This window comes from Bacillus sp. FJAT-26390, from assembly GCF_001682865.1.
Classification (GTDB): domain Bacteria; phylum Bacillota; class Bacilli; order Paenibacillales; family Paenibacillaceae; genus Pristimantibacillus.
On record NZ_MAQX01000032.1, the window covers coordinates 375,550 to 395,874 of the forward strand.

Below are 20,325 nucleotides of genomic sequence, written 5' to 3' on the forward strand. Positions count from 1 at the left end.
CTTCTTTGCCTTAAAGTGTATACACAAGTTCAATTAACGCTCTAATTTCAACATCTCTTCATCGAATAAATGGCATGCAACCTCATGGCCGGGCTCAACCTCCCGGAATACCGGCACATGCTGCTTGCAGATTTCCATGCAGGAAGGACATCTCGTATGAAACCGACAGCCGGATGGCGGATCAACGGGGCTTGGAAGATCCCCCTTCAAAATAATGCGCTCCTTCTTAAGGCTTGGATCCGGCACAGGAACCGAAGAGAGCAGCGCTTGCGTATAAGGATGCAGAGGCTTGTCATACAGCGTGTCCTTATCCGCCGTCTCCACCAGCGAACCTAAATACATAACGCCAATGCGGTCGCTGATATGCTCAACAACGCTAAGGTCATGCGAGATGAACAAATACGTCAGCCCATACTCCTCTTGCAAATCCTGAAGCAAATTCAGCACTTGGGACTGAATGGACACGTCCAGCGCCGACACCGGCTCATCCGCCACAATTAAGCTCGGACGAACGGACAACGCCCGGGCAATGCCGATCCGCTGCCGCTGCCCGCCGCTGAATTCATGCGCGTAACGCTCCGCATGAAAGCTGCTAAGCCCAACCGTTTCAAGCAGTTCGTTAGCCAGCTTATCCCGCTCCTTGGGTGAGAGCTTCGTATGAATAAGCAACGGCTCGGCGACCAAATCTTTCACCTTCATCCGCGGGTTAAGCGAAGCGTAAGGATCTTGGAATACCATCTGCATATCCTTGCGAAGCGGACGCATTTGGTTGTCGGAAATATGGCTGATGTTCTGGCCCTTAAACCACACTTCGCCATCGTTTGGCGTAAGCAACCGTGTCACCAGCCTGCCTGTAGTCGACTTGCCGCAGCCGCTCTCGCCAACGAGGCTGAACGTTTCGCCTTTGCGTATAGCGAATGAAATGCCATCAACCGCCCGCAAATATTTAGTCGTTCCGAGAAAGCCCTTTTTTACCGCAAAAGACTTCTTCAAACCTTTTACTTCAATTAACGGCGTCTCTTTCATGCGCGTCCCACTCCTTCCGTATTCTCCTGCTGCGTAAGCAGGCAGCGGCTCTTGCGATCCGCAAGCCCCTCTACCGGAAGTAATTCCGGTTCACTCACCTTGCAGCTCTCCATGACGAAGGAGCAGCGCGGCGCGAACTTACAGCCTTGCGGCATTTGCGAAAGGTCGGGAACATTGCCTTTAATGGAATCAAGGCGGCGTACATTTTGCCTCAGCTTCGGAACCGATTGGATCAAGCCCTTCGTATAAGGGTGCTGGGGATTTGCGAACAGCTCATGGACGGAAGCTTCCTCCACCACGCGGCCCGCGTACATAACGACAACCCGGTCGCATAGCTCAGCTACAACGCCGAGATCATGCGTTATGAGCAGCATGCCCATATCCTGTTCTTCCTTCAGCCGTTTCATTAGATCAAGAATTTGCGCTTGTATCGTCACATCGAGCGCCGTCGTCGGTTCATCTGCGATAAGCAGCTTCGGATTGCAGGACATAGCCATGGCAATCATCACCCGCTGCCTCATTCCGCCTGACAGCTGATGCGGATAGTCATCTACCAGCTCCTCCGCGCGAGGAATGCCAACCAGCTTCAGCATATGAATCGCATGCTCGCGTGCCTTCTTGCGATTGTAGCCCAAATGCAGCATAATCGGTTCTGCCAGCTGCAAGCCGATCCGCAGCACAGGATTAAGCGATGTCATCGGCTCTTGGAAAATCATCGCCATCTCGTTTCCCCGAATACGGCGCATGTCCTTCTCTGAAAGGCCCGTTAAATCCGTTCCTTCGAAACGGACAGCCCCTCCGGCGATTTTGCCCGGCGTGTCCTTAAGCAGGCGCATAATCGACAAGGAAGTTACGCTTTTCCCACAGCCGGATTCGCCGACAAGACCAAGCACTTCGCCTTTCTTTATATGAAAATCAACGCCTGCGACCGCCGTTATGCTGCCGCCGCCCCGTTTGAACTCCGTTTTCAACCCTTGTACTTCCAGCAAATGTTGAGTCATGTCTTGTCCCTCCTTAGTTTTTCATCTTGGGATCAAGAGCATCGCGCAGTCCGTCCCCGACCAGGTTAAAAGCAAGCACAGTCAAAAAGATAGCTATGCCCGGAAAATAAACGATATGCGGTGCAATACTCAAATAATCGCGCCCCATACTTAACATGGCGCCCCAATCGGGCTCCGTTGTCTTTGCGCCCATTCCGAGGAAGCTGAGTGATGCGGCCGCCAAAATAGCGCCGCCGATTTTCATCGATACATTTACGATAATGCTGGAAATCGTTTCGGGAAAAATATGCCGCCAAATAATCCGGTTATTTTTCGCTCCCATCGAGCGAGCAGCCTCAACGAACAACGTCTCCTTCGCGGACAACGTCACGCTTCGAATAATTCGAGCAAACGAAGGCGTGCCGAATACGGCAACCGCGATTACGACGTTCGATAATCCAGGGCCGAGAATAGCGACGATACCAATAGCAAGCAGCAGATCAGGGAATGAGAACAAAACGTCGCTGCCCCGCATAATAATCCGGTCCCACCAACCGCCGAAAAATCCGCTTAGCAGGCCAAGGATGGTACCGAGCACCGCCGCAATCGTTACGGCACTAAGGCTGACGGCTAACGTCAACCGCGTTCCATCGATGAGCCGGCTCAAAATGTCGCGTCCATATTCATCCGTACCCGCCCAGTGAGCAGCGGAAGGTCCCGTCATCAAGGCATCATAGTTAGGTTCATCAGGATTGTAAGGCGCCAGGAACGGCCCAAAGATGCCGACGATAAATAGCAATATAATAAAGCAGGCAGCCACGACAGCCATCCGTTGTTTGCAAAACTTGCGAATAAACTCTCCAAATCGCCCCTTCGTTTTAGCCGGGGCCTGCACCTCATCCGATAACGGTGAGCCGCTTCCCATTACCGCCGAATTGTTGCTCATGATATTCCTCCTAACGCTAAATAAACACTGTAAGCAACATCATCTGTCGCATGAATAACCAAACGTATCCTTACATGTCTTCATCGTTCAAACTACGATGAATACCTAATTTTTGGATTGAGTACGCCATACAGCAAATCTACAATTAAGTTGATTAGAATAAATTGCGTGGCGAAAAGCAGCAGCAAGGCTTGAATGACCGTATAATCACGGAAAAGAATAGAATCAACCAGCAACCTGCCGAGTCCCGGAATACTGAACACCGTCTCGACCATAACCGAACCGCCAAGCAGAAAACCGAATTGAAGACCTGCTACAGTTACAACCTGAATAAGTGAATTCCGAAGCGCATGTCTGCCGATAACGACGGACTCACGCAAGCCTTTGGCACGGCCCGTACGGATATAATCCTCTCGCATCGTCTCCAGCATCGAGGATCGCGAATACCTGGCTAGCATAGACATAATACCGGCCCCAAGGGTAATGGAAGGTAAAATATAAGATTTCCAAGAATCAACGCCGCCCGTTGGAAACCAACCAAGCTCTACCGAGAAAATTTGAATAAGAACGAGCCCAAGCCAGAACCCGGGAATGGACATACCCGAAATGGCTGTCAATGTACCTGCGTAATCCGGCCATTTGTTGCGGTATACCGCAGATACAACGCCAATCAGAAGACCGATAACAAGCGCCCACGCCATACTGAGGAATGTCAGCCATAAGGTAGGCATTATTCTGCTCTCCAGCATATCGGTAACCGGCATGCCCGAACGAATCGAATTGCCCAGATTGCCGCTAAGCAGATCACCCATATAGTTAATGTATTGCTTCCATAGCGGAAGATTAAGGCCAAGCTGCTCCTGAATGCCTTGAATTTCTTCAAGCGTAGCGTCCTTGCCCGCAATAAGCCTCGCCGGATCTCCGGGAATTAAGTGAATAAACATAAAGACAAGCACGGATACAACAAACAGCAACGGAATAACCCCGAGGAGTCTTTGCAAAGCATATCTACCCAACTTATAAGCCTCCTTCAGTTTCGACAGATGATATAATAGGGCCGCTTCCCGTTAATCTATAGAAGCGGCCCCGTTCATTTCATGTGATACTAAGCCTAACGTTTGTCATGCAAGCTTATTACTTTACTTCTGCATTCAGGACATTGATGGAACCGTCCGGATAAACTTTAACGCCTTCGAGGTATGATCTTTTGCCTGAGATAATTTGGTCAACGCCCATGAATGCCCATGGCGCTTCTTCCCAAATTGTTTTTTGGATATTAGCGTAAATGCCTTTTGCTTCTTCTGGATCAGTTGATTTATTCGCTTCCGCGATCCATTTGTCTACATTGTCATTTTTGTAATAAGCCGTATTGGAGCCTGCAGGCGGGAACATCTCGCTGCTGAACAAACCTCTTGTCGCACCATCTGCATCACCTGAAGACGGGGACCAGCTTACATACCACATTTGGATTTTTGCTTCTTCAGGCGTTTTAGCGGAGTTGATTTGATCGGAAAGCGTACCGCCCTCCATCGACTTCACTTCCAGCTTAATGCCTACAAGCGCTAGCTGTTGTTGAATGAATTGCATGCCTTTGATCGTTTCGGATTCATTCTCGCCCCAGATTTCAGCTTCGAAACCATCCGGGTAGCCTGCTTCAGCAAGCAGCTGCTTTGCTTTGTCTAAATCGTAGTCGTAGCCCGATTGCTGTGAATAGTACTGTGTCTTCGAAGACATGGTGGAATCAAGCTTTGCACCAAGGCCCGATTTTACAACTTTAATGTAAGCTTCTTTGTTGATTGCATAGTTTATCGCTTGACGCACTTTCACATCATCGTAAGGCTTCTTCATCGTGTTCAGTGTCACATAACGAACGATGGTCGAATCAATCGTATCGATCGTCATGCCTTCTTGTCCTTCAACTTCTTTCACTTGCTCCGTTGGCATCGGATAGATGAAATCAGCCTCGCCTGTTTTCAACATCGCAATTCGCGAACCGTTCTCTGGTACCGGTCTGAATGTGATGCTGTCCACTTTCGGCAGCCCTTGCTGCCAGTACTCAGCATTTTTCTCCACGACCAAACGATCGCCTTGAACCCACTCTTTGAATTTGAAAGGACCTGTACCTACTGGCTTCTTCGCAATATCAGCCCCGCTCTCCTCGAGCGCTTTCGGGCTAATGATTCCCGCCATAGCTACTTTATTTAGAAATGCGTTATAAGGCTCGCTAAGTGTAATGACTACTGTCTTCGCATCGGGAGTCTCTACTTTAGCAACTTTAGCGAAGCTTTTGCGCAATCTTAGGTTGTTTTTCTCATCTTGAATACGGGCGATATTCACCTTAACAGCCTCTGCGTTGAAGTCAGTGCCATCATGGAATTTAACATTTTCCTTCAAGTGGAACGTGTACACGAGTCCGTCTGCGCTTATTTCGTGGCTTGTAGCAAGCACAGGAATGAGCTGCATATTTTCATCAAAGCCCATCAAGCCTTCATACATTGTTCTGCCGCCGCTGATCGAATGGGTGTCACTCGCATTGTGCGGGTCAAGCGTAATAAAGTTAGCATTAATGGCAATAACGATATCCTTATCGTTCTTCGTTGCCGTATTCGTTGCTTCCGGCTTACTCGTCGCGTCGCCGCCAGTGTTGCCTGTGCCTCCGTTATTGTTCGCTTTGCCGCAGCCTGCAGCAACTACAGCTAGGATGAGCAACAGCATGAACATCGAACTTACTTTTCCTTTTGCTTTCATCTTCTACACTCCCCTATAGAAATGATGTATTAGAACAGCTCCTAAACCGGTAGTACTCGACTTGGAGATTATTCTTGCCTTTAAATCAGACTTGCCACTGGAAAACAGCTCGACGTTCGCCAACCGGCGTTCCGCCGTCATTCACAATCTCATTAGACACAAGCGCATACAGACGGTCAATCGTATCTTGATTGCTGTAGCCGATACGCTCTAGTATCGATGCGATAATGCAAGGCCAAACCTGCTCGGAACCGTCGGATACTTTCAGCGAGATGCCGATTCTCTCCTTGCGGAGTCCAATGCCGTATACGCCTTTAGCCCCGCCTTTAGCCGTCAGGTTGTCATCCTTCAGCAATGCCGAACAGACAAACTTCGTATCGGCGATCATATCGGGATTATCATTCATCAGCTTTGCGGTGGCGGCAGCAGCATTTCGTATATCGATATCCTCGATCAAGTCGGGACAGGCAAGCTTCAGGTAGGAATAAGCAATCTTGTGAAGCGGAAGCGCGAAGATCGGCAATCCGCAGCCGTCAATGCCTTGCGGAATGGACTCTTTTGGCACCTCGGCAATGTAAGCCGTCATCTCCATAATCTCTTGCTGCACAGGGTGATTGGGATCGTAATAGGTTTGTTCATCCCAGCCCATATGCTTGCTGAGGCCCAACAATCCCGCATGCTTGCCTGAGCAGTTGTGGAAAATTTTGCGCTTCGGCTCGTTAGCCCGGTGACGGTCTGCTTTCGCATCCTCGTTAAGCGGATACGTAGCGCAGCAATGAAGACCTTCTTCCTTTAGCCCCATTTTCTGAAACATGGATTCCAGCGCTTCGATGTGGAAAGCCTCTCCCCGGTGCGAAGCGGTGAAAAGCGAAGCCTCCTTGCTCGTCAATCCGTATACCTCATCGATTCTTCGCTTCATCACCGGCAGCGCCTGGAACGGCTTCGCGGCAGAGCGGAGATACGTCATATGCTCCGGATTGCCTGCCTTATACAGGATGTTGCCTTTCTCATCGACCACGCTAACGGCACCGTAATGCACATTTTCAAGTACGCCGCCGCGATATTCTTCTACTAGTGTTGCAAAGCCCATCCTTGCGACCTCCCCGTTCGAATAAAGTTATTCCAATGCGAAAAAACGATTTTGTGACAACAGTCCCGATCCGATCATGACGCCCCGCTCGTTCAGCATCGAACGATGGAATGCGAATGAATCGCGGAGCGGTTCCCATAAGAAACGCGAGAGATAGATCTTCTCGACTTCATCGTGAATATCAGGGAACTTATCGACCAGCTCGCCGCTTAAAATCACGCTGTCAGGATTGTACATGCATACGACGTTGTTGATCGTGATGGCCATATACATAAGCGCGCGATCGATCAGATGAACGGCCCAGTGCTCCCCCGCACGCTTTGCTTCAAATAATTCTTCGATCGTGCCTACTGGGCGAATGCGATTGGCTTCCGATAACAACGAACTAATGTTGATGTAGGTCTGCAGGCAGCCTGCTTTGCCGCATTCGCACATCATCCCGCTTGGATCTACTGTCGTATGGCCAATTTCACCGGCACTATTCATAACCCCTCGATAAATCTCGCCTTCGAGAATAATCGCGGAACCAACGCCATGACCAAAGCCGAGCAGCGCGGTACGTCTAGAACCGAGCGCTGCCCCTTTCAAATGCTCGGCAAGCGCCCGCACCTTGAGCTCATTGTCAACCGCAATTTCAAAGCCGGTCAGCTCCTTCAGTCTCTCGGCCAGCTTCACATTTTTCCAGCCAAGCTGAACGGAGAATACGACGATGCCCTCTTCATTGTTCACGATGCCGGGAAGCCCGATACCGATGCCAACGATGCGCGTACGGTCAAGCTCCTGCTCTTGCAGCAATTGTTCGATCGCTTCACTTATGCGCAAAAGCGTCGTTTCCGGGCTCTCGTCCGGCACACGCGGGTACTTGCTGCCGCAAACAAGCTTACCTTGCAAATCCACGATACCAATGCTCATTAAGCTGCGATCCAGATCAACGCCAACCGATAACACCGAAGCATTAACCATGCCGAGGAGCGTGGACTTCCTGCCTAGCCCCGCCGATACTTGATCGGAGTTCAAAAGATAACCCTGCTCCGTCAATTCACCGACAATTCTACTGACTGTAGTCGGGCTCATTCCCGTCTGTTTGGCAATAGAAGCGCGGGATATGGGATGTTGGTTTTTAATGATCTCAAAGACGGTAAGGCGATTTTGCCTCTTCATAAAATCCTGATCATGCTTTTTCACGGACGTCTCTCCCATTATTTTCTCCACTGAATTAAATACATATATTTTCCACTGATAAGACGTATTAATCGCATTAAATACCGTTAAAAACCGTCGTTTCATCGATTTATCAATTTAGTTTCTCCACTGCTGGTATTAATGATAAACGCTCAACGCAACGGTGTCAATATCAATGACATCATTTATCGTTATATTATTTTATCTCGGAAATGAAAGCGATTAACTCGGAATATATATCTGCATTTCATCGCACACATCACACATACCTAACATCAAATGAACGTTTTTCTATCTTCCCTTCTATTTAATAGCACCGCTTTCATTTTGGAATTCGCTCCATTTGCCTGTAAAAGCAACAAAAAATCGCCTTCACTCCAGACGACTCGTAAGAATCGACGGATTGAAGACGATTTTTGACGCAGCTTACGCGTTCTTCTTGCGGATTTGCTTGTCTCGGTTCTCGCCCCACTCCTTCGCCTGGGACGTTGCAATCGCTATCGCTCTACCCTCTTCATAGCCATCCTCCAGCAAAGCATTCGCAATTTCAATCGCTTTGTTGCGAACGGGAGCCATAAAGTTTTTGAGCGATTCCGGGTAATCCTCTTTTGTCCATGGCATCATGTTGCCCTCCTCTCGGAATGAATCGCAAGCTTCTAGTCCATAGAGCCGCCTGCAGCAAGCTAACAACTATTACCCTTCATGCAGACGAGATTAAACAGGCAGAGCATGAAGCATGGGTAAGAGTGCCCCCATACAACCGATAAAGCTGCAATTAATTCATGAACTTTTGCAAAAGCTGATACATAATAACCGCCGCTTGGGCTCTGCTTGCTGAATCATTTGGAGCAAAGCTTCCGTTGCCCATGCCACTTACGATGCCTGCTTTCTGCAGTGATGTCACAGCCTCTTTGGCATAATCCGCAATTGCCGCATGGTCATTAAACGCAGCTTCATCATTCACACCTTCTAAAGAAATGCCGATTTTCTGAATAGCTCTATACGCCATTGCCGCCATATCCTGACGGCTGATTTTGTCATTTATTCCGAATGAGCCATCTGCCAATCCCGTTACAATACCTAATTGCTGAGCGGAAGCAACGGCATCGTAATACCAAGCGCCTTCCTTTGCATCCAGGAACGAACTGCTCGCGTTTGCTTGCCCAAGATCAAGCGTTTGCATCAGCATTTGAACAAACTCTGCTCTCGTTACCGCACGACTCGGTGCAAAAGCATCTTCCGATACACCTTTAACGATGCCGCGTGCCGCAAGGCCGAGAATGCTGTCATTAGCCCAAGCGATGGATGCCACGTCGTTAAACCTCACATCAACGGAAACGGCAGCGTATTGGCTGAAGTGCGTCGTTTTAAACTCAACCCTACCTGTTAATGAGTTATAATTCCCATTTTTAATAACCTCATGTTTCCCATCATCCGCAAGGTACAAAACTACAATTTGATTCGTATTTTCGCCGTTTTGCAACGTGTAAGGTAGCGATAGAGCTGCAGATAAACCATCGCCAAACTGGCTGATTGCTTTACCGCCAATCGTTAGCTTGAAGTCGTATACGGAACTCGCGCCTACTTGCGCACGAACCTCATCAGACAATGTCTCCGCAGCAACCTTACTGATGTTAAGTACAACGTTATCCGAACTGCCAGCACCTTCAAGCAGCGCAACCGGCATTTGAGCGACTGCAAGTCCCGCATTAATTTCGATCGTCTTGATGCCTGCTTGTTTTGCAGCTTGAACTTGAGCAGCCGAAAGCGCAACCGAGATTTGCTTCGCCTTATCCGTACCGTTCGCATGCAATTTCAGCAAACCGGATTTGGACTCTGCAAACGCCTTGTTCAAGTCGGCATCCGTAATGGAGGCTTTCGCATATCCATTCGCATCTACAGTCACATTGAGCTCGCCGGGCTTCAACGGAGCCGGCGAAACATTTCCTGAGCTGCCGCTTTCAACAGCTCCGCTGCCAGGCTTGCCTGCCAATACAATCACGCCTAGCCTTGAGGTGTTCTCATATGACTTGCCCGTCGGATCATTCCACATCCATACGCTGTCTCTTTTGCCCGCCCCGTTATCATCATTATTGACTTGGAGGTCGAATCCGATCACGGTTCCGTTACCAGGCGTAATCATATCCAGCTGTATGGCAGCCTCGACAATGTATCCCGTAGCGAGATCATCCGATCCATATACGTTTTTGGTTACAGAATGATAGTTGTCATGCGAGGCATGGCCACCAACTGTACGGACATTTTCGTAATTAATCCGATATTGGCCGTCATCTGCTTCATAAGAGCTCGTTTTTCCGTTATTTTGATCCACGAATACTTCAATGGAATCATGCTCCCAAGGATTTGGACTGGCTGCGGACAGCTTCTTATCCGTTACCCATGCATATACGTAAAGATGAGTATCATCCCACATCGTGTAAAATTCAGCCTTGGAGCCCTCGCCGCCTTCTACTTTAACGGCTGTAGCAAGCTTATTCGCACTAGCCCATATGGCGTCCATCTCCCCATCAAGAATAGGTGTTCCATAATTCGCGCTGGCTATGAGCGTTCCCGGAATAAGCGTCAGCTCGCCATAGTTATTGCTATTCGTATCTTGGCTGTTGCCCAGATCGCTCCAAGAGATGATGCTGCCATTTTTGCCATGCTCCGTACCGTCATCCGCTCCGGAATCCGTCACGCGGATATCGAAAGAAACCTTGCCGCCAACCGTGCTGCCGCCAAGCGGAATTGCCGCAACGATGGTATAGCCTTTCTCCGTTTCCACGGAGCCGGCTGCTCCCCGCGATATTTGTACCGCTTTTATTTGGCCGCCTTCCTTCACGAACAAATCAACCTTATCACCGGCTAGCTTTGATTTGTCGGACACGTCGACTCTCACGTACAACTGCTCCTCATCCCATAAAACCTTCATTCCAGCTTCCAAGACGCCGCTTTTCTCCAGTGGAATGACCGGCACTGTGTTCCAAACGAGATCATTCAAGCCGCTTAGGCTCGGGCTTCCATGAACAGCATTTGCTGTTTTCTTAATCGCCGTTAGCTTCGATGGGTCAACCATCCCCCAATAAGCGGGCTTGGCTTGAAAATTATTATCAAAAGCAAATGGAGCATCTTGACGGGTAACTGGGCGATTATGAAGCCATGTATGGTCATCGGCAATTCCCCAAAAGGTGACATTGCTTATCCAACCCTCTGGATTGCCAGCCGTCCTGCCCATATCATCCAATCTTTTCAATTCATCGAACAATTCTTTATAACGGTAGCCTTGCTTCGCAAGCAGCTCCTGAGGCACAGTTTGGTAGGCATCCGTGTTATTCGTATAAGCAGAAACGTCAAACTCCGTTAATTGGTTATCGAAGCCAGCCTCGCCGAACATTTTGATGGAGTCCGAAATCTGCTGTATGGAAGGCCCGCTAATATTAATGTGAGTCTGGTGGCCAATGCCATCAATCGGCACGCCTTGTTCCTTTAATCTTGTAACCAGATTAAGAAGAAACTTCGCTTTTTGCGGATTATGTGTCCCGTAGTCATTGATAATTAGCTTAGAATCTTTGGCAATTGCATATTTCACCGGGTCCTGCGCATACATCTCATCGAGCAATCTGCGCGTTTCGGTAAATGCCACTTTAATAAAGTCCTCGCCCGTTAGCTGATACCATAGGCTGTCGCGCATCCCATTTGGTCTGCCTTCGTCAATGACCTCATTTACAACGTCCCAATCCGTCGCAATGTCCGCATATCTGGGTACGACTACCCCTAGATAATCCTTAAGCCGCTGAAGGACGAGCTCTTTATTCTCCGCGCTAGGCGTTAACGCTGAGCCATCATCAGCCAAGAACATCCAGTCTGCCGCTTGCGAATGCCACACGAGCGTATGGAAGCGCATGTTCACTTTATAGTCTCGGGCGAACTTAGCAAGCCTGTCCGCGCTCTCAAAGTTATAGGTTCCTTTTACCGAATTAATCGAGCCTGGTTTCATCGCATTCTCTGCCACGACGGAGTTAAAGTGCAGATCCAGAAGCTCTCTGCTCTTTCCTTCCAGCTGGTTCGGCTCCAAGGCCGCCCCGATTTTGAAATAACTATCGTAAACCTCCCGCAGCTTTGCAAGATCCGTTTGAACCGGCGGGATCGTTACCGGAAGCTCCGTCATTTTCACGAGCACATCGTCAATATAGTAGGAATCCATTACGTTCGCGCTTTCAATATAAAAGCTTAAATCCGTAAGATTCGAGTTGAAGCTAAACGTACCCTTGAGCTCTACCCAATCTGCCGTCGATACCGCCGCCGAAGCAACGCTCACCCAGCTTTTGGAGCCGCTTGCGTCCAGCTCCGCTGAAATTTTAAAGGAATGGGACGATGTTGGCGCATCCACAAGTTTGACAAAAGCGCTAACCTCGTACTTCGCGTTTTTCGTCAGCTTATTAAACACGCTTACCGTTGGCCCATGCCAATCACTCGATCGTCCTGTCGTTTTCAAGCTATACTCGCCTGATCTTTTCTGTTCGCCGGATACCGCTACAACAACGCCGTCTCCCCTAGGTCCCCAGCCTTCTGCTGTGCCGCCATCAAATTTATAGCCAAATTCCGATGGCCCTACCGGAGGCGTTCCCGGTTCATCCGTTCCACCCGAAGGCGTATTATCAACGATCAGCACATCGTCGATGAAGACGTCGGCAGTTGACGCTGCCGTCTCCAAATACATCGTCAGCGAGGCAGTGCCCGCCGGCCTTGTATACGAGGTATTCGAAAAGGTGGTCCACTCTTGATCGTTAATCGCTTGGTTGCCAATAATCCAAGCATAGTTGTTGCTTTGACCCGTCATCCGCATCGTGACATGCGCTTGGTCGGAGCCTGCACCCAGCCTTGCCTTAAACGAAATATCATAGCTGTGCCCTTCCTTAAGCAAAGCGTTCAGCTCAATGCTCGGGCTGCAGCTTACGCTGCTTCGAGCGGATAACTGCAAGGACTTGCCGCCTGTTGCCGCTTGGTCTGAAGAAACCGCTGCTTGCGCTGTCCCCCCGCTGCAGTTAAAAGGCTTCCAGCTCCCAACAAGGCCATCCTCATATCCGTTCTGAAGCACGGCAGCTGATGCCGCCTGCGCGGTGTTCCCGTACCTTCCAAGCGGCAATAACAATCCGAACAAAAGTATAAAAGCTAACATTAGGCTTAACTTACTACGCATATCCATCCTCCTTAAATCTTATAAAATGATAACGCTTACAAATGTATTCTAGCAAGACGACAAGGAATTAAATACCTATGGAAATATAGATTTTACTCTAAAAACAATAGATGATTATCAAATCGGTTTTACAAGGTCACACATCGCCCAGTTAATGGTATACTCACGATACAACCAAAATAAGGGATGGTCACTGCAAAATGAACTATCATTTCTCGGTCTGCGCAACGGCTAACTATCAAGAGAAATATATCGAGTTTCTTCTGCTAAATTACGAGCATTTGAAGCTGGGTTACTCCTTTCCCGTGTCTCTCAGCTATCTCTCAAGCCCTATCTTTATGGAACGGGAAGCGATTTTAGTGTTAGATGATGAACAAAATGTGATTGGGGCAGTCGGATACATACACGGAACGGGAGAGCAGCATTACGAGGATATTCATATCGTGCAGATTCAAGTTCTGTTTCTATTAGAAAAATATCGCCGGAGCCGGCTATTTTTGCACGTGCTTCAGTTTCTGGCGCAACATCTTGCGCAATTAAAAGAGCCCCCGCTGGAGCTCCGGTTTTGGGCAACGGATCGCACCGGATTAGAGAAAATAATTGCCCGGTTTGCGATGAAAATGTCAGCAACGCACACCGACTACGGAATAAACACACAATATCAAGCCGATTTTAAAAGCTTCTACGCCTTCGCCATGGCCTATCCGCATGAACGCTATTATTAATTACTCAGGAGGTAGCTAGCTACATGCTTGCACAGCACTTGATATGCAGGACAGATGCCGATTTTGCCCGATATGCCCTGTTTTTCATCAAAAACCGGCATGATTTTCGCAATCATATTACTCTGCCTGATGCGCTTATAAATATTTTGCACACACTGCCGGAATCAAGCATTATGCTAACCCTTGATTCTAGCAATAAGCCCATAGGCTGGGTGAATTTTCGCTATGTAACGACAGGTTACGAGCATGATCCTAACGGGGAAATCGCTTTTGTTGACTCCGTTATCGTCGACGAAAAATATCGCAGCAGCAGGTTGTTTCTAGATGGCTTTTACCACCTTGCCCAGCATATCGCAAACGATAATCCGCAGGTGCTTTGGATGGAATTCAACGTATTGGCAAGCCATAGCTACCTTAATCGGCTGTACGCCAAATTTGCAACTAAAGTTAGCGAACAAGAAGGCGCACATGAACGGGAATACCGGTATAGAGGAAGCTTCCAAGAGGTAAAAAAGTATCTTTCTTCTATCCGCAAAAAACGATAAATATTACAATTGACCCTACTTTCTTCCATATGCTATTGTTACATAAAAGTAGTAAAGGAGGCCTATCACAATGGTTCCAATGATACCTAGATTAAAATCCGACAAAAAAAGCCCGCTTTCTTTTTCCTTATTGCTCCAAAAAAATGAGCAGGTTCGCGTAACGGCTGCGAAGTAGTTACATTAAAAAAATGGACAACCATCTGCTAGTTTAGCTTTTGGTTATCCATTTTTTATTTTTACTTTGCGTGCCTCGCCAGCAACCTCTAACTTCTTATTTCTGCGAAAGGGCTACCTGTTCGATCAACGCATCTACAGCTTCCTCCGCCAGAATTGGACCATAATTCCATTTGTCACGGGAAACGTTAATGATACGATTGTTTTTCACAGCGGGAATAGCTTGATAGAGGGGTTCCTTGAACAGCTCCGTCATATGAACCATTTCCTCATCCGTCATTTGAGTGAAAAAATAGTCGGCTGGCCGATTTGCGAGCTCTTCCATCGATAAAACGCCGCCGCCATCCGCATATTTTTTGAATTGCTCCGGCATTTGGAAGCCATAATCCTTGTAGATCAGTTTCCCCAACGTACCGCCTTCGCCTCCCAAAAGCACTTCTCCCTTATAAAGAATAAAGGTGATTGCGGTAGCCCCTGGATCGATATGAATATCGATTTGATCGCGAATTCGCTGCAGCTTCTCCTCGAACTTGGCAATCCAAGCTTCCGCTTCCTGCTTACGGTCCATAATATCGCCAATCGTACGCAGCGTATTGATTACATCGGGATCCCCGCCCCATGCCACGGCTACCGTTGGGGCAATTTTCTCATAGGTCGCATAAACCTCTGTATCAAAATAGTCGGGCAGTATGATGATGTCCGGCTCCAAAGCGGAGATCGCCTCAACGTTGCCTACCCCTTCGCCAATGCTTTCGACTTCGGCCATTTCATCCGGATAATGATCGCGTACAGCCTGATCAACGCCAAGCGGTTTTATGCCGAGTGGAAGCAAATACCCTCCGTATGTAATAATGACAGCCTTCTTTGGTTGCGCCGGAATTTCCACCTGTCGCCCTAAGTCATCCTTATACGTTCTTGTCTCTGCTTTTACATCAGTGACAGTCTCATTCTTTGGCTGGTTATTGCCTTGGGCAGCTTCCTTTGTTTCCGTACCCGCACCGCCGCAAGCAGCAAGCAGCAGAGAAAGGCTAAACAAGAGCGCCACTGCAAAGGTAGGTTTAAAACTAATATTCATTTCATTCACTCTCCAAGCTTCTTGTTGATAATGATTATCTTTATTAACAATATAGCCTTCTCCTGCTTGGGGAGCAATGAACGATTCGGGCATAATATTCGTACGAATTGAACCTTTTAGCCCAGGTCTATGCATTTTAAATTGCGCTGGAGTTGCCCCGGTCAATTTCTTAAAAAGCCGGCTAAAATAATAAATATCCTTATACCCTACACTCTCGGCAATGTCGCGAATAGATGCATCCGTCTCCGACAGCAAAAATTGAGCTCGTTTCATGCGAGTCTGAATGAGATATTCGATCGGACTGCATCCATACTTGCGCTTAAATACCCTGGAGAGATAATGCGTACTATAATGAAAGAGACTAGCCATCGTCTCCATGGAAATCGTCTTGGAATAGTTTTCGTGCATATATTGCGCGATCTGTGCTGCCAAATCTGGTGCTGAGTCCTCGGTCTCTGCTAATTGCAGCTGACGAAACTGCTCATGTACAAATTGATAGAACAGCCCTGTTGCTTGAAGCTTGTCCAGTTCATCGCCGCAGGTCCAATGCTGGTGCATACGCTCAAGAAGAGAAAGCAAAGCCAACGGATTTTTTGCTTCAAAAGCATACCGTCTCCCAAATGGCAAATGCCGCTCCCCTCGCCTATGCGCGGATGGACTGATTGAACTATCAATTGGCTTGTATAAGACCAAATAATAGTCCAACCTGCGATTTAAACAGCGAATATTAACATTTGCGCCCTTTCCCCCGTGGAGTACTTGAAACTGAGCTGACGAAACCTCAACCCCATCAAGCATCACCCCAGCCTCTCCTTGGTTAGTGAACAGAAAAGCGCTGGAAGGAAAACGATAGGACTGCAGTACCTCTCCCGGATTCATCACAAAATGTCGAATGTCCAGTACTTTGATCGGCGTTTGGTTCCATACTCTGATCGTTTCTGGCCATTCCATAAAATCACCCCGTAAAGAATATAGGTCAAGATGGAAGCAAACGGCATTCCGTTATCGAATTCTTGTCTCCAGCATACTGTGATAACGGCTGGAAAGATAGGCAAGGTAAATTTTTAAATATTTCCAGCTAACGTATGCGATGCTGCCGATTATTCCACCGACGACAAGCGCATAGAGCATGCTCCATGCAGTTGGAACAGAGTAGTTGGGCCCAAGGTCCATGCTGATCCATGTGACACCGAAAGTACGAATAATGCCACCTAATAACGTAAGCACCGTGCAAAAACCGAAGCCATAAGCAAGCGTTGCTAAGATCGGCACGACAAAAACACTAAGCAATCCAGTTGTACAGTAAAAACTTATCATGGCCAAAATATCTTTGATGGATCTTGGTTTCATCTGCACGATAAATTCGCTGCGGTATGCTTTCGCGAGCTGCCGGGGGGCACCAAGCTTAGCCAAAATCGCGCCTTCCGCTTCACCGCTCCGAATGCCATCCGTGATATGGCTTTCAATTTCACGAACAGCATCGAGCCTATCCTCTTCCGGCAATTTCCGAAGGTTGTTGTATAACTGATCCAAGTAAGCTTTTCCTTGTGGACTTATCAATGCTCCTCACCCCTAGACAATTCGATTTGATTTACGGCCCCAGCAATTTTATTCCATTCATATGACATCGTATGCAGTAATTGCTGCCCGCTTGTGGTCAAGCTGTAATACTTGCGCGGCGGTCCCGATTCAGACTCCTGCCAGAACGATTCCAGATGTTTGTCTTTAACTAGCCGCCGCAAAAGCGGATAAAGCGTTCCTTCTGTTATGGCAAGCGGCTCCCATTGGTTTAGCAGCGTGACCAATTCATAACCATAGCAAGGCTTCCCGCCAATCAACAGGAGTACGCAATACTCCAATATTCCCCGGCGTGCCTGAGTCGTCCATTCCGACATATCCATTAAATCGCCGCCCCTTCTACGTTTATGTTATCACACAGTACTGTGTGATTCAAGGTACCGAATTGAAAATTATAGTTTTTTCTATGCAACCCAATGCTCTCTACGACAAACGCAAAAAACAGAGCACAAAGGGTCATCCCCTTCCATGCTCTGCCGTGTACAACTGTCGATATGTCCTTACTTAAACCTATTTAACAGCCTGAAAAATAGGTTATGTTTAATTTCCTTAACGTCCTTAACTTCTACGCTTCCCGTTAGACTAATAATGCCTTCCTTCGGATTACCTTTCATATAAGTCTTAAATAGTTCAATTGCATTTTTGTAACGCTGTCTAGACTCCGAATCTTTTGCTTTCTTTTTTCGTGTTTTTAGTTCATTAATTAAATGGGAAAAATCATAATCGAACAATTCCATCATTCTACTCGAGCAATACGTGTCAAAGCTAGTGAAAGCACCTTCTAAAAAATCATCAATATATGGCATGCCCCCATACCTAATCAGCTTTTCTCCGATTACATGAAAGTTCTGATAGACGCACCAAGCCTCTCTCGCCCAAAGTGCCTCCGCTAAAAATAAATCCCTTAACAGCTCCATTGGGATGTCTGCCTGATCTATTTCAAAAATATAGTTCAATATTGTTCTTCTGAACGATTGATTGTAGTCCTCAAAGTTACTGCTATGTTTCCCATTCCAGTTAAAACAAATTAGTTTTTTCGAATCGGCGTTATATCCTGAAACAAAGGCTATGAGCTCCATTTATTTCTTCCTTTGCTGTGGATTCATTTAACGTTTTGGTTTTCTATCGAAATGTTATTGGATAATATTTGTATGCATTAAAGCTGACTATAGCACGGCATTTAACTCACGTATAGATAAAATGCTGTGCGCCAATGGTGTGCGCCCGACATCAATTGCGGCGAGAATCATTGTGGGCTAAAATGTTCCTTAGCTAGTCATAAGGACGGTGAGCTTGCTTGTCTGATAGAGAGAAAAACATTAAAAATACGGAATACGCTTCACTCGAAGGCATGAGCTTCAAGCTTCGGAAAATGGAACATATCCAGAACCAACGAAATCATTGGGAGCTGCGCCTTCAATTTATGGAGTCCCACATGATTCTTGTTGCAGCAAGCGGTCAAGGCTGGCTGACCATCGACGGGAAATTCACCGAGCTCCGACAAGGCAGCGTGTACGTTTGTTTGCCCGGACAACTCGTGGAAGCAGCTGCGCATTCCTTTGATGAACGCGGGTTTTATCATATGCGATTCGATGTGATGGAGGATGACGGATCGTCAGTCCATACGATGCAGATCATTAATCGGAATAGTCCGTTTCCGGTAAAAGGGGAATTAGTCGTTACATCTCCGGTTTCCATTAATGCTTTGTGCGAAAGCATTTGCCAATGCTTGCTGGACGAGAATCATTTAAATCGGTTTCGAGGCCAAATTCTCTTTCAAGAGATGCTGCATACCATATTGCAAAATGCTCTTCATGCACAAGGAAACGATTCCGAAGCGGCGCTTGAATACGTAAAAGGTTATATGGAGCAGCATTATCAGCAAGAGCTGACAATCGATCATTTGGCCAAAGTGGCTGGAATGAGCACTCGTCATTTTATGCGGTTATTTAAAAAGAGGCATGGCTGCGGCGCGATCGACTATTTGGCAATTTTTCGAATTAAGCAGGCGCAGCAGCTTATGAGGATAGGCGGGCAAAATCGTCTCCGGGATATTGCGCGTCATGTAGGTTATCATGACGATATTTATTTTCGACGGAAATTCAAACAAATATCGGGCGTTCCTCCAGCGGCATTTATGAAGAACAGCAGCCAAAAAATAGTTGCTTACAATGCCTCCAACATCGGACAACTGATTGCGCTTCAAGTTAATCCTTCCGCCGCACCAGCCGATCACCCTTGGACCGATTATTACAAACGAAAGTACCATATGAACGCACTCCTGCCGCTAAGCTCGAATGTGTTAATAAAACGGGAAGAGATTCGGCTTGCTAGCCCTGATTTCATCATTGGCGTCGATACTCTTGTGCCTGCGGATGAACAGGCCATGCTCAAGGAAATCGCACCCGCGTATTTTGTGCCATGGAAGGATAACGATTGGCGTATCCATTTGCGCTTAGTTGCGCAGTTTCTGGACAAGACAGCCGCTGCGGAAGCGTGGCTGGAGGCTTATGATCGAAAAGCCCTCTTTGTAAGCGAACAGGTGAAACCTGCTTTCAAGAATGACAGTCTCCTCATACTTAGAATTACCGGAGAACGATACCATGCGTTGGGCAGCAGGAGCTTGGGCACCGTGTTTTATGACGACCTGCAGCTTACCCCGCCGCGCGGCGTCGATCGATTGAAGGAGGATCAGCAGTTGACCCAAGCTCAGTTAGCGGATTTTGATGCGGATCGTCTATTGCTCATCGTGGACGAGGATAGCCTATCTCAAGCGAGCTGGCGCACACTCATGAACTCTGAGCAATGGCGCAGCCTGAAGGCCGTCCGGAACAACCGTGTAGATTTCCTCCCTTCGTATCCTTGGGTTGAATATTCAGCTTTCATCCATGAGCTTATGCTCGATGAAGCACTGAAGCTTTGGCGGGATCGTGCATAAAAATTTGTCGTTATCGTCACTATTCCAAAGTCGCAAATTCATCTATACTCCTGATATATGATAATGATAATCAATTTAAATGGAAGATTGTCATTGATAAATTAGATTTTCAGGAGGG

Annotated in this window: 16 protein-coding genes; 3 read left to right on the forward strand and 13 right to left on the reverse strand. The window is 47.6% G+C overall.

What is annotated here, in order from left to right:
- Nucleotides 1-33: 33 nt before the first annotated feature.
- From A7975_RS22525 to A7975_RS22565, 9 genes are all read right to left on the reverse strand, one after another.
- Nucleotides 34-1,026 carry an ABC transporter ATP-binding protein gene (locus tag A7975_RS22525; RefSeq protein ID WP_053372873.1) on the reverse strand — a complete coding sequence of 331 codons (993 nt, stop codon included), beginning with the start codon at nt 1,024-1,026 and terminating at the stop codon, nt 34-36.
- Entirely contained in the window at nt 1,023-2,027 is a 1,005-nt protein-coding gene (locus A7975_RS22530) for an ABC transporter ATP-binding protein (RefSeq protein WP_053372874.1), read from the reverse strand. The genes A7975_RS22525 and A7975_RS22530 overlap by 4 nt, the downstream gene beginning before the upstream one ends.
- Before the next feature lie 13 nt (nt 2,028-2,040).
- Nucleotides 2,041-2,952, reverse strand: coding sequence for an ABC transporter permease (locus A7975_RS22535; protein WP_053372875.1), 912 nt, complete (start codon nt 2,950-2,952; stop codon nt 2,041-2,043).
- A 92-nt stretch (nt 2,953-3,044) separates the two neighbouring features.
- A complete protein-coding gene (locus A7975_RS22540; protein ID WP_053372876.1) occupies nt 3,045-3,968 on the reverse strand; it encodes an ABC transporter permease subunit in 924 nt (307 codons plus the stop codon).
- 118 nt (nt 3,969-4,086) lie between these two features.
- Nucleotides 4,087-5,700: a glutathione ABC transporter substrate-binding protein gene (locus A7975_RS22545; RefSeq protein ID WP_053372877.1), complete on the reverse strand. Its 1,614-nt coding sequence runs from the start codon at nt 5,698-5,700 to the stop codon at nt 4,087-4,089.
- A gap of 85 nt (nt 5,701-5,785) precedes the next feature.
- Complete coding sequence (locus tag A7975_RS22550) at nt 5,786-6,790, reverse strand: asparaginase (protein ID WP_065386605.1); 1,005 nt, start codon at nt 6,788-6,790, stop codon at nt 5,786-5,788.
- A gap of 27 nt (nt 6,791-6,817) precedes the next feature.
- Entirely contained in the window at nt 6,818-7,975 is a 1,158-nt protein-coding gene (locus tag A7975_RS22555) for an ROK family transcriptional regulator (protein ID WP_053377484.1), read from the reverse strand.
- A 423-nt stretch (nt 7,976-8,398) separates the two neighbouring features.
- Nucleotides 8,399-8,596: a DUF2188 domain-containing protein gene (locus A7975_RS22560; protein WP_231637322.1), complete on the reverse strand. Its 198-nt coding sequence runs from the start codon at nt 8,594-8,596 to the stop codon at nt 8,399-8,401.
- 151 nt (nt 8,597-8,747) lie between these two features.
- The gene (locus A7975_RS22565) at nt 8,748-13,172 is read right to left on the reverse strand and encodes an endo-1,4-beta-xylanase (protein WP_176707785.1); all 4,425 of its coding nucleotides are present in this window, start codon (nt 13,170-13,172) and stop codon (nt 8,748-8,750) included.
- Between the two features lie 200 nt (nt 13,173-13,372).
- On the opposite strand from A7975_RS22565, the gene A7975_RS22570 reads away from it, so the two are divergent.
- Complete coding sequence (locus tag A7975_RS22570) at nt 13,373-13,897, forward strand: hypothetical protein (protein WP_065386607.1); 525 nt, start codon at nt 13,373-13,375, stop codon at nt 13,895-13,897.
- A 23-nt stretch (nt 13,898-13,920) separates the two neighbouring features.
- A complete protein-coding gene (locus A7975_RS22575; RefSeq protein WP_065386608.1) occupies nt 13,921-14,442 on the forward strand; it encodes a hypothetical protein in 522 nt (173 codons plus the stop codon).
- Nucleotides 14,443-14,713: 271 nt separating this feature from the next.
- On the opposite strand, the gene A7975_RS22580 is transcribed toward A7975_RS22575, so the two are convergent.
- The 4 genes from A7975_RS22580 to A7975_RS22595 form a co-directional block, all read right to left on the reverse strand.
- Nucleotides 14,714-16,642: an AraC family transcriptional regulator gene (locus tag A7975_RS22580; RefSeq protein ID WP_065386609.1), complete on the reverse strand. Its 1,929-nt coding sequence runs from the start codon at nt 16,640-16,642 to the stop codon at nt 14,714-14,716.
- 51 nt (nt 16,643-16,693) lie between these two features.
- Complete coding sequence (locus A7975_RS22585; protein ID WP_255314454.1) at nt 16,694-17,251, reverse strand: DUF1700 domain-containing protein; 558 nt, start codon at nt 17,249-17,251, stop codon at nt 16,694-16,696.
- Nucleotides 17,248-17,592: a PadR family transcriptional regulator gene (locus tag A7975_RS22590; protein WP_053372884.1), complete on the reverse strand. Its 345-nt coding sequence runs from the start codon at nt 17,590-17,592 to the stop codon at nt 17,248-17,250. Before A7975_RS22590 ends, A7975_RS22585 begins: the two co-directional genes overlap by 4 nt.
- Nucleotides 17,593-17,769: 177 nt before the next feature.
- Nucleotides 17,770-18,348: a hypothetical protein gene (locus A7975_RS22595; protein ID WP_065386610.1), complete on the reverse strand. Its 579-nt coding sequence runs from the start codon at nt 18,346-18,348 to the stop codon at nt 17,770-17,772.
- 218 nt (nt 18,349-18,566) lie between these two features.
- On the opposite strand from A7975_RS22595, the gene A7975_RS22600 reads away from it, so the two are divergent.
- Complete coding sequence (locus A7975_RS22600; RefSeq protein ID WP_065386611.1) at nt 18,567-20,207, forward strand: AraC family transcriptional regulator; 1,641 nt, start codon at nt 18,567-18,569, stop codon at nt 20,205-20,207.
- Nucleotides 20,208-20,325: the final 118 nt, after the last annotated feature.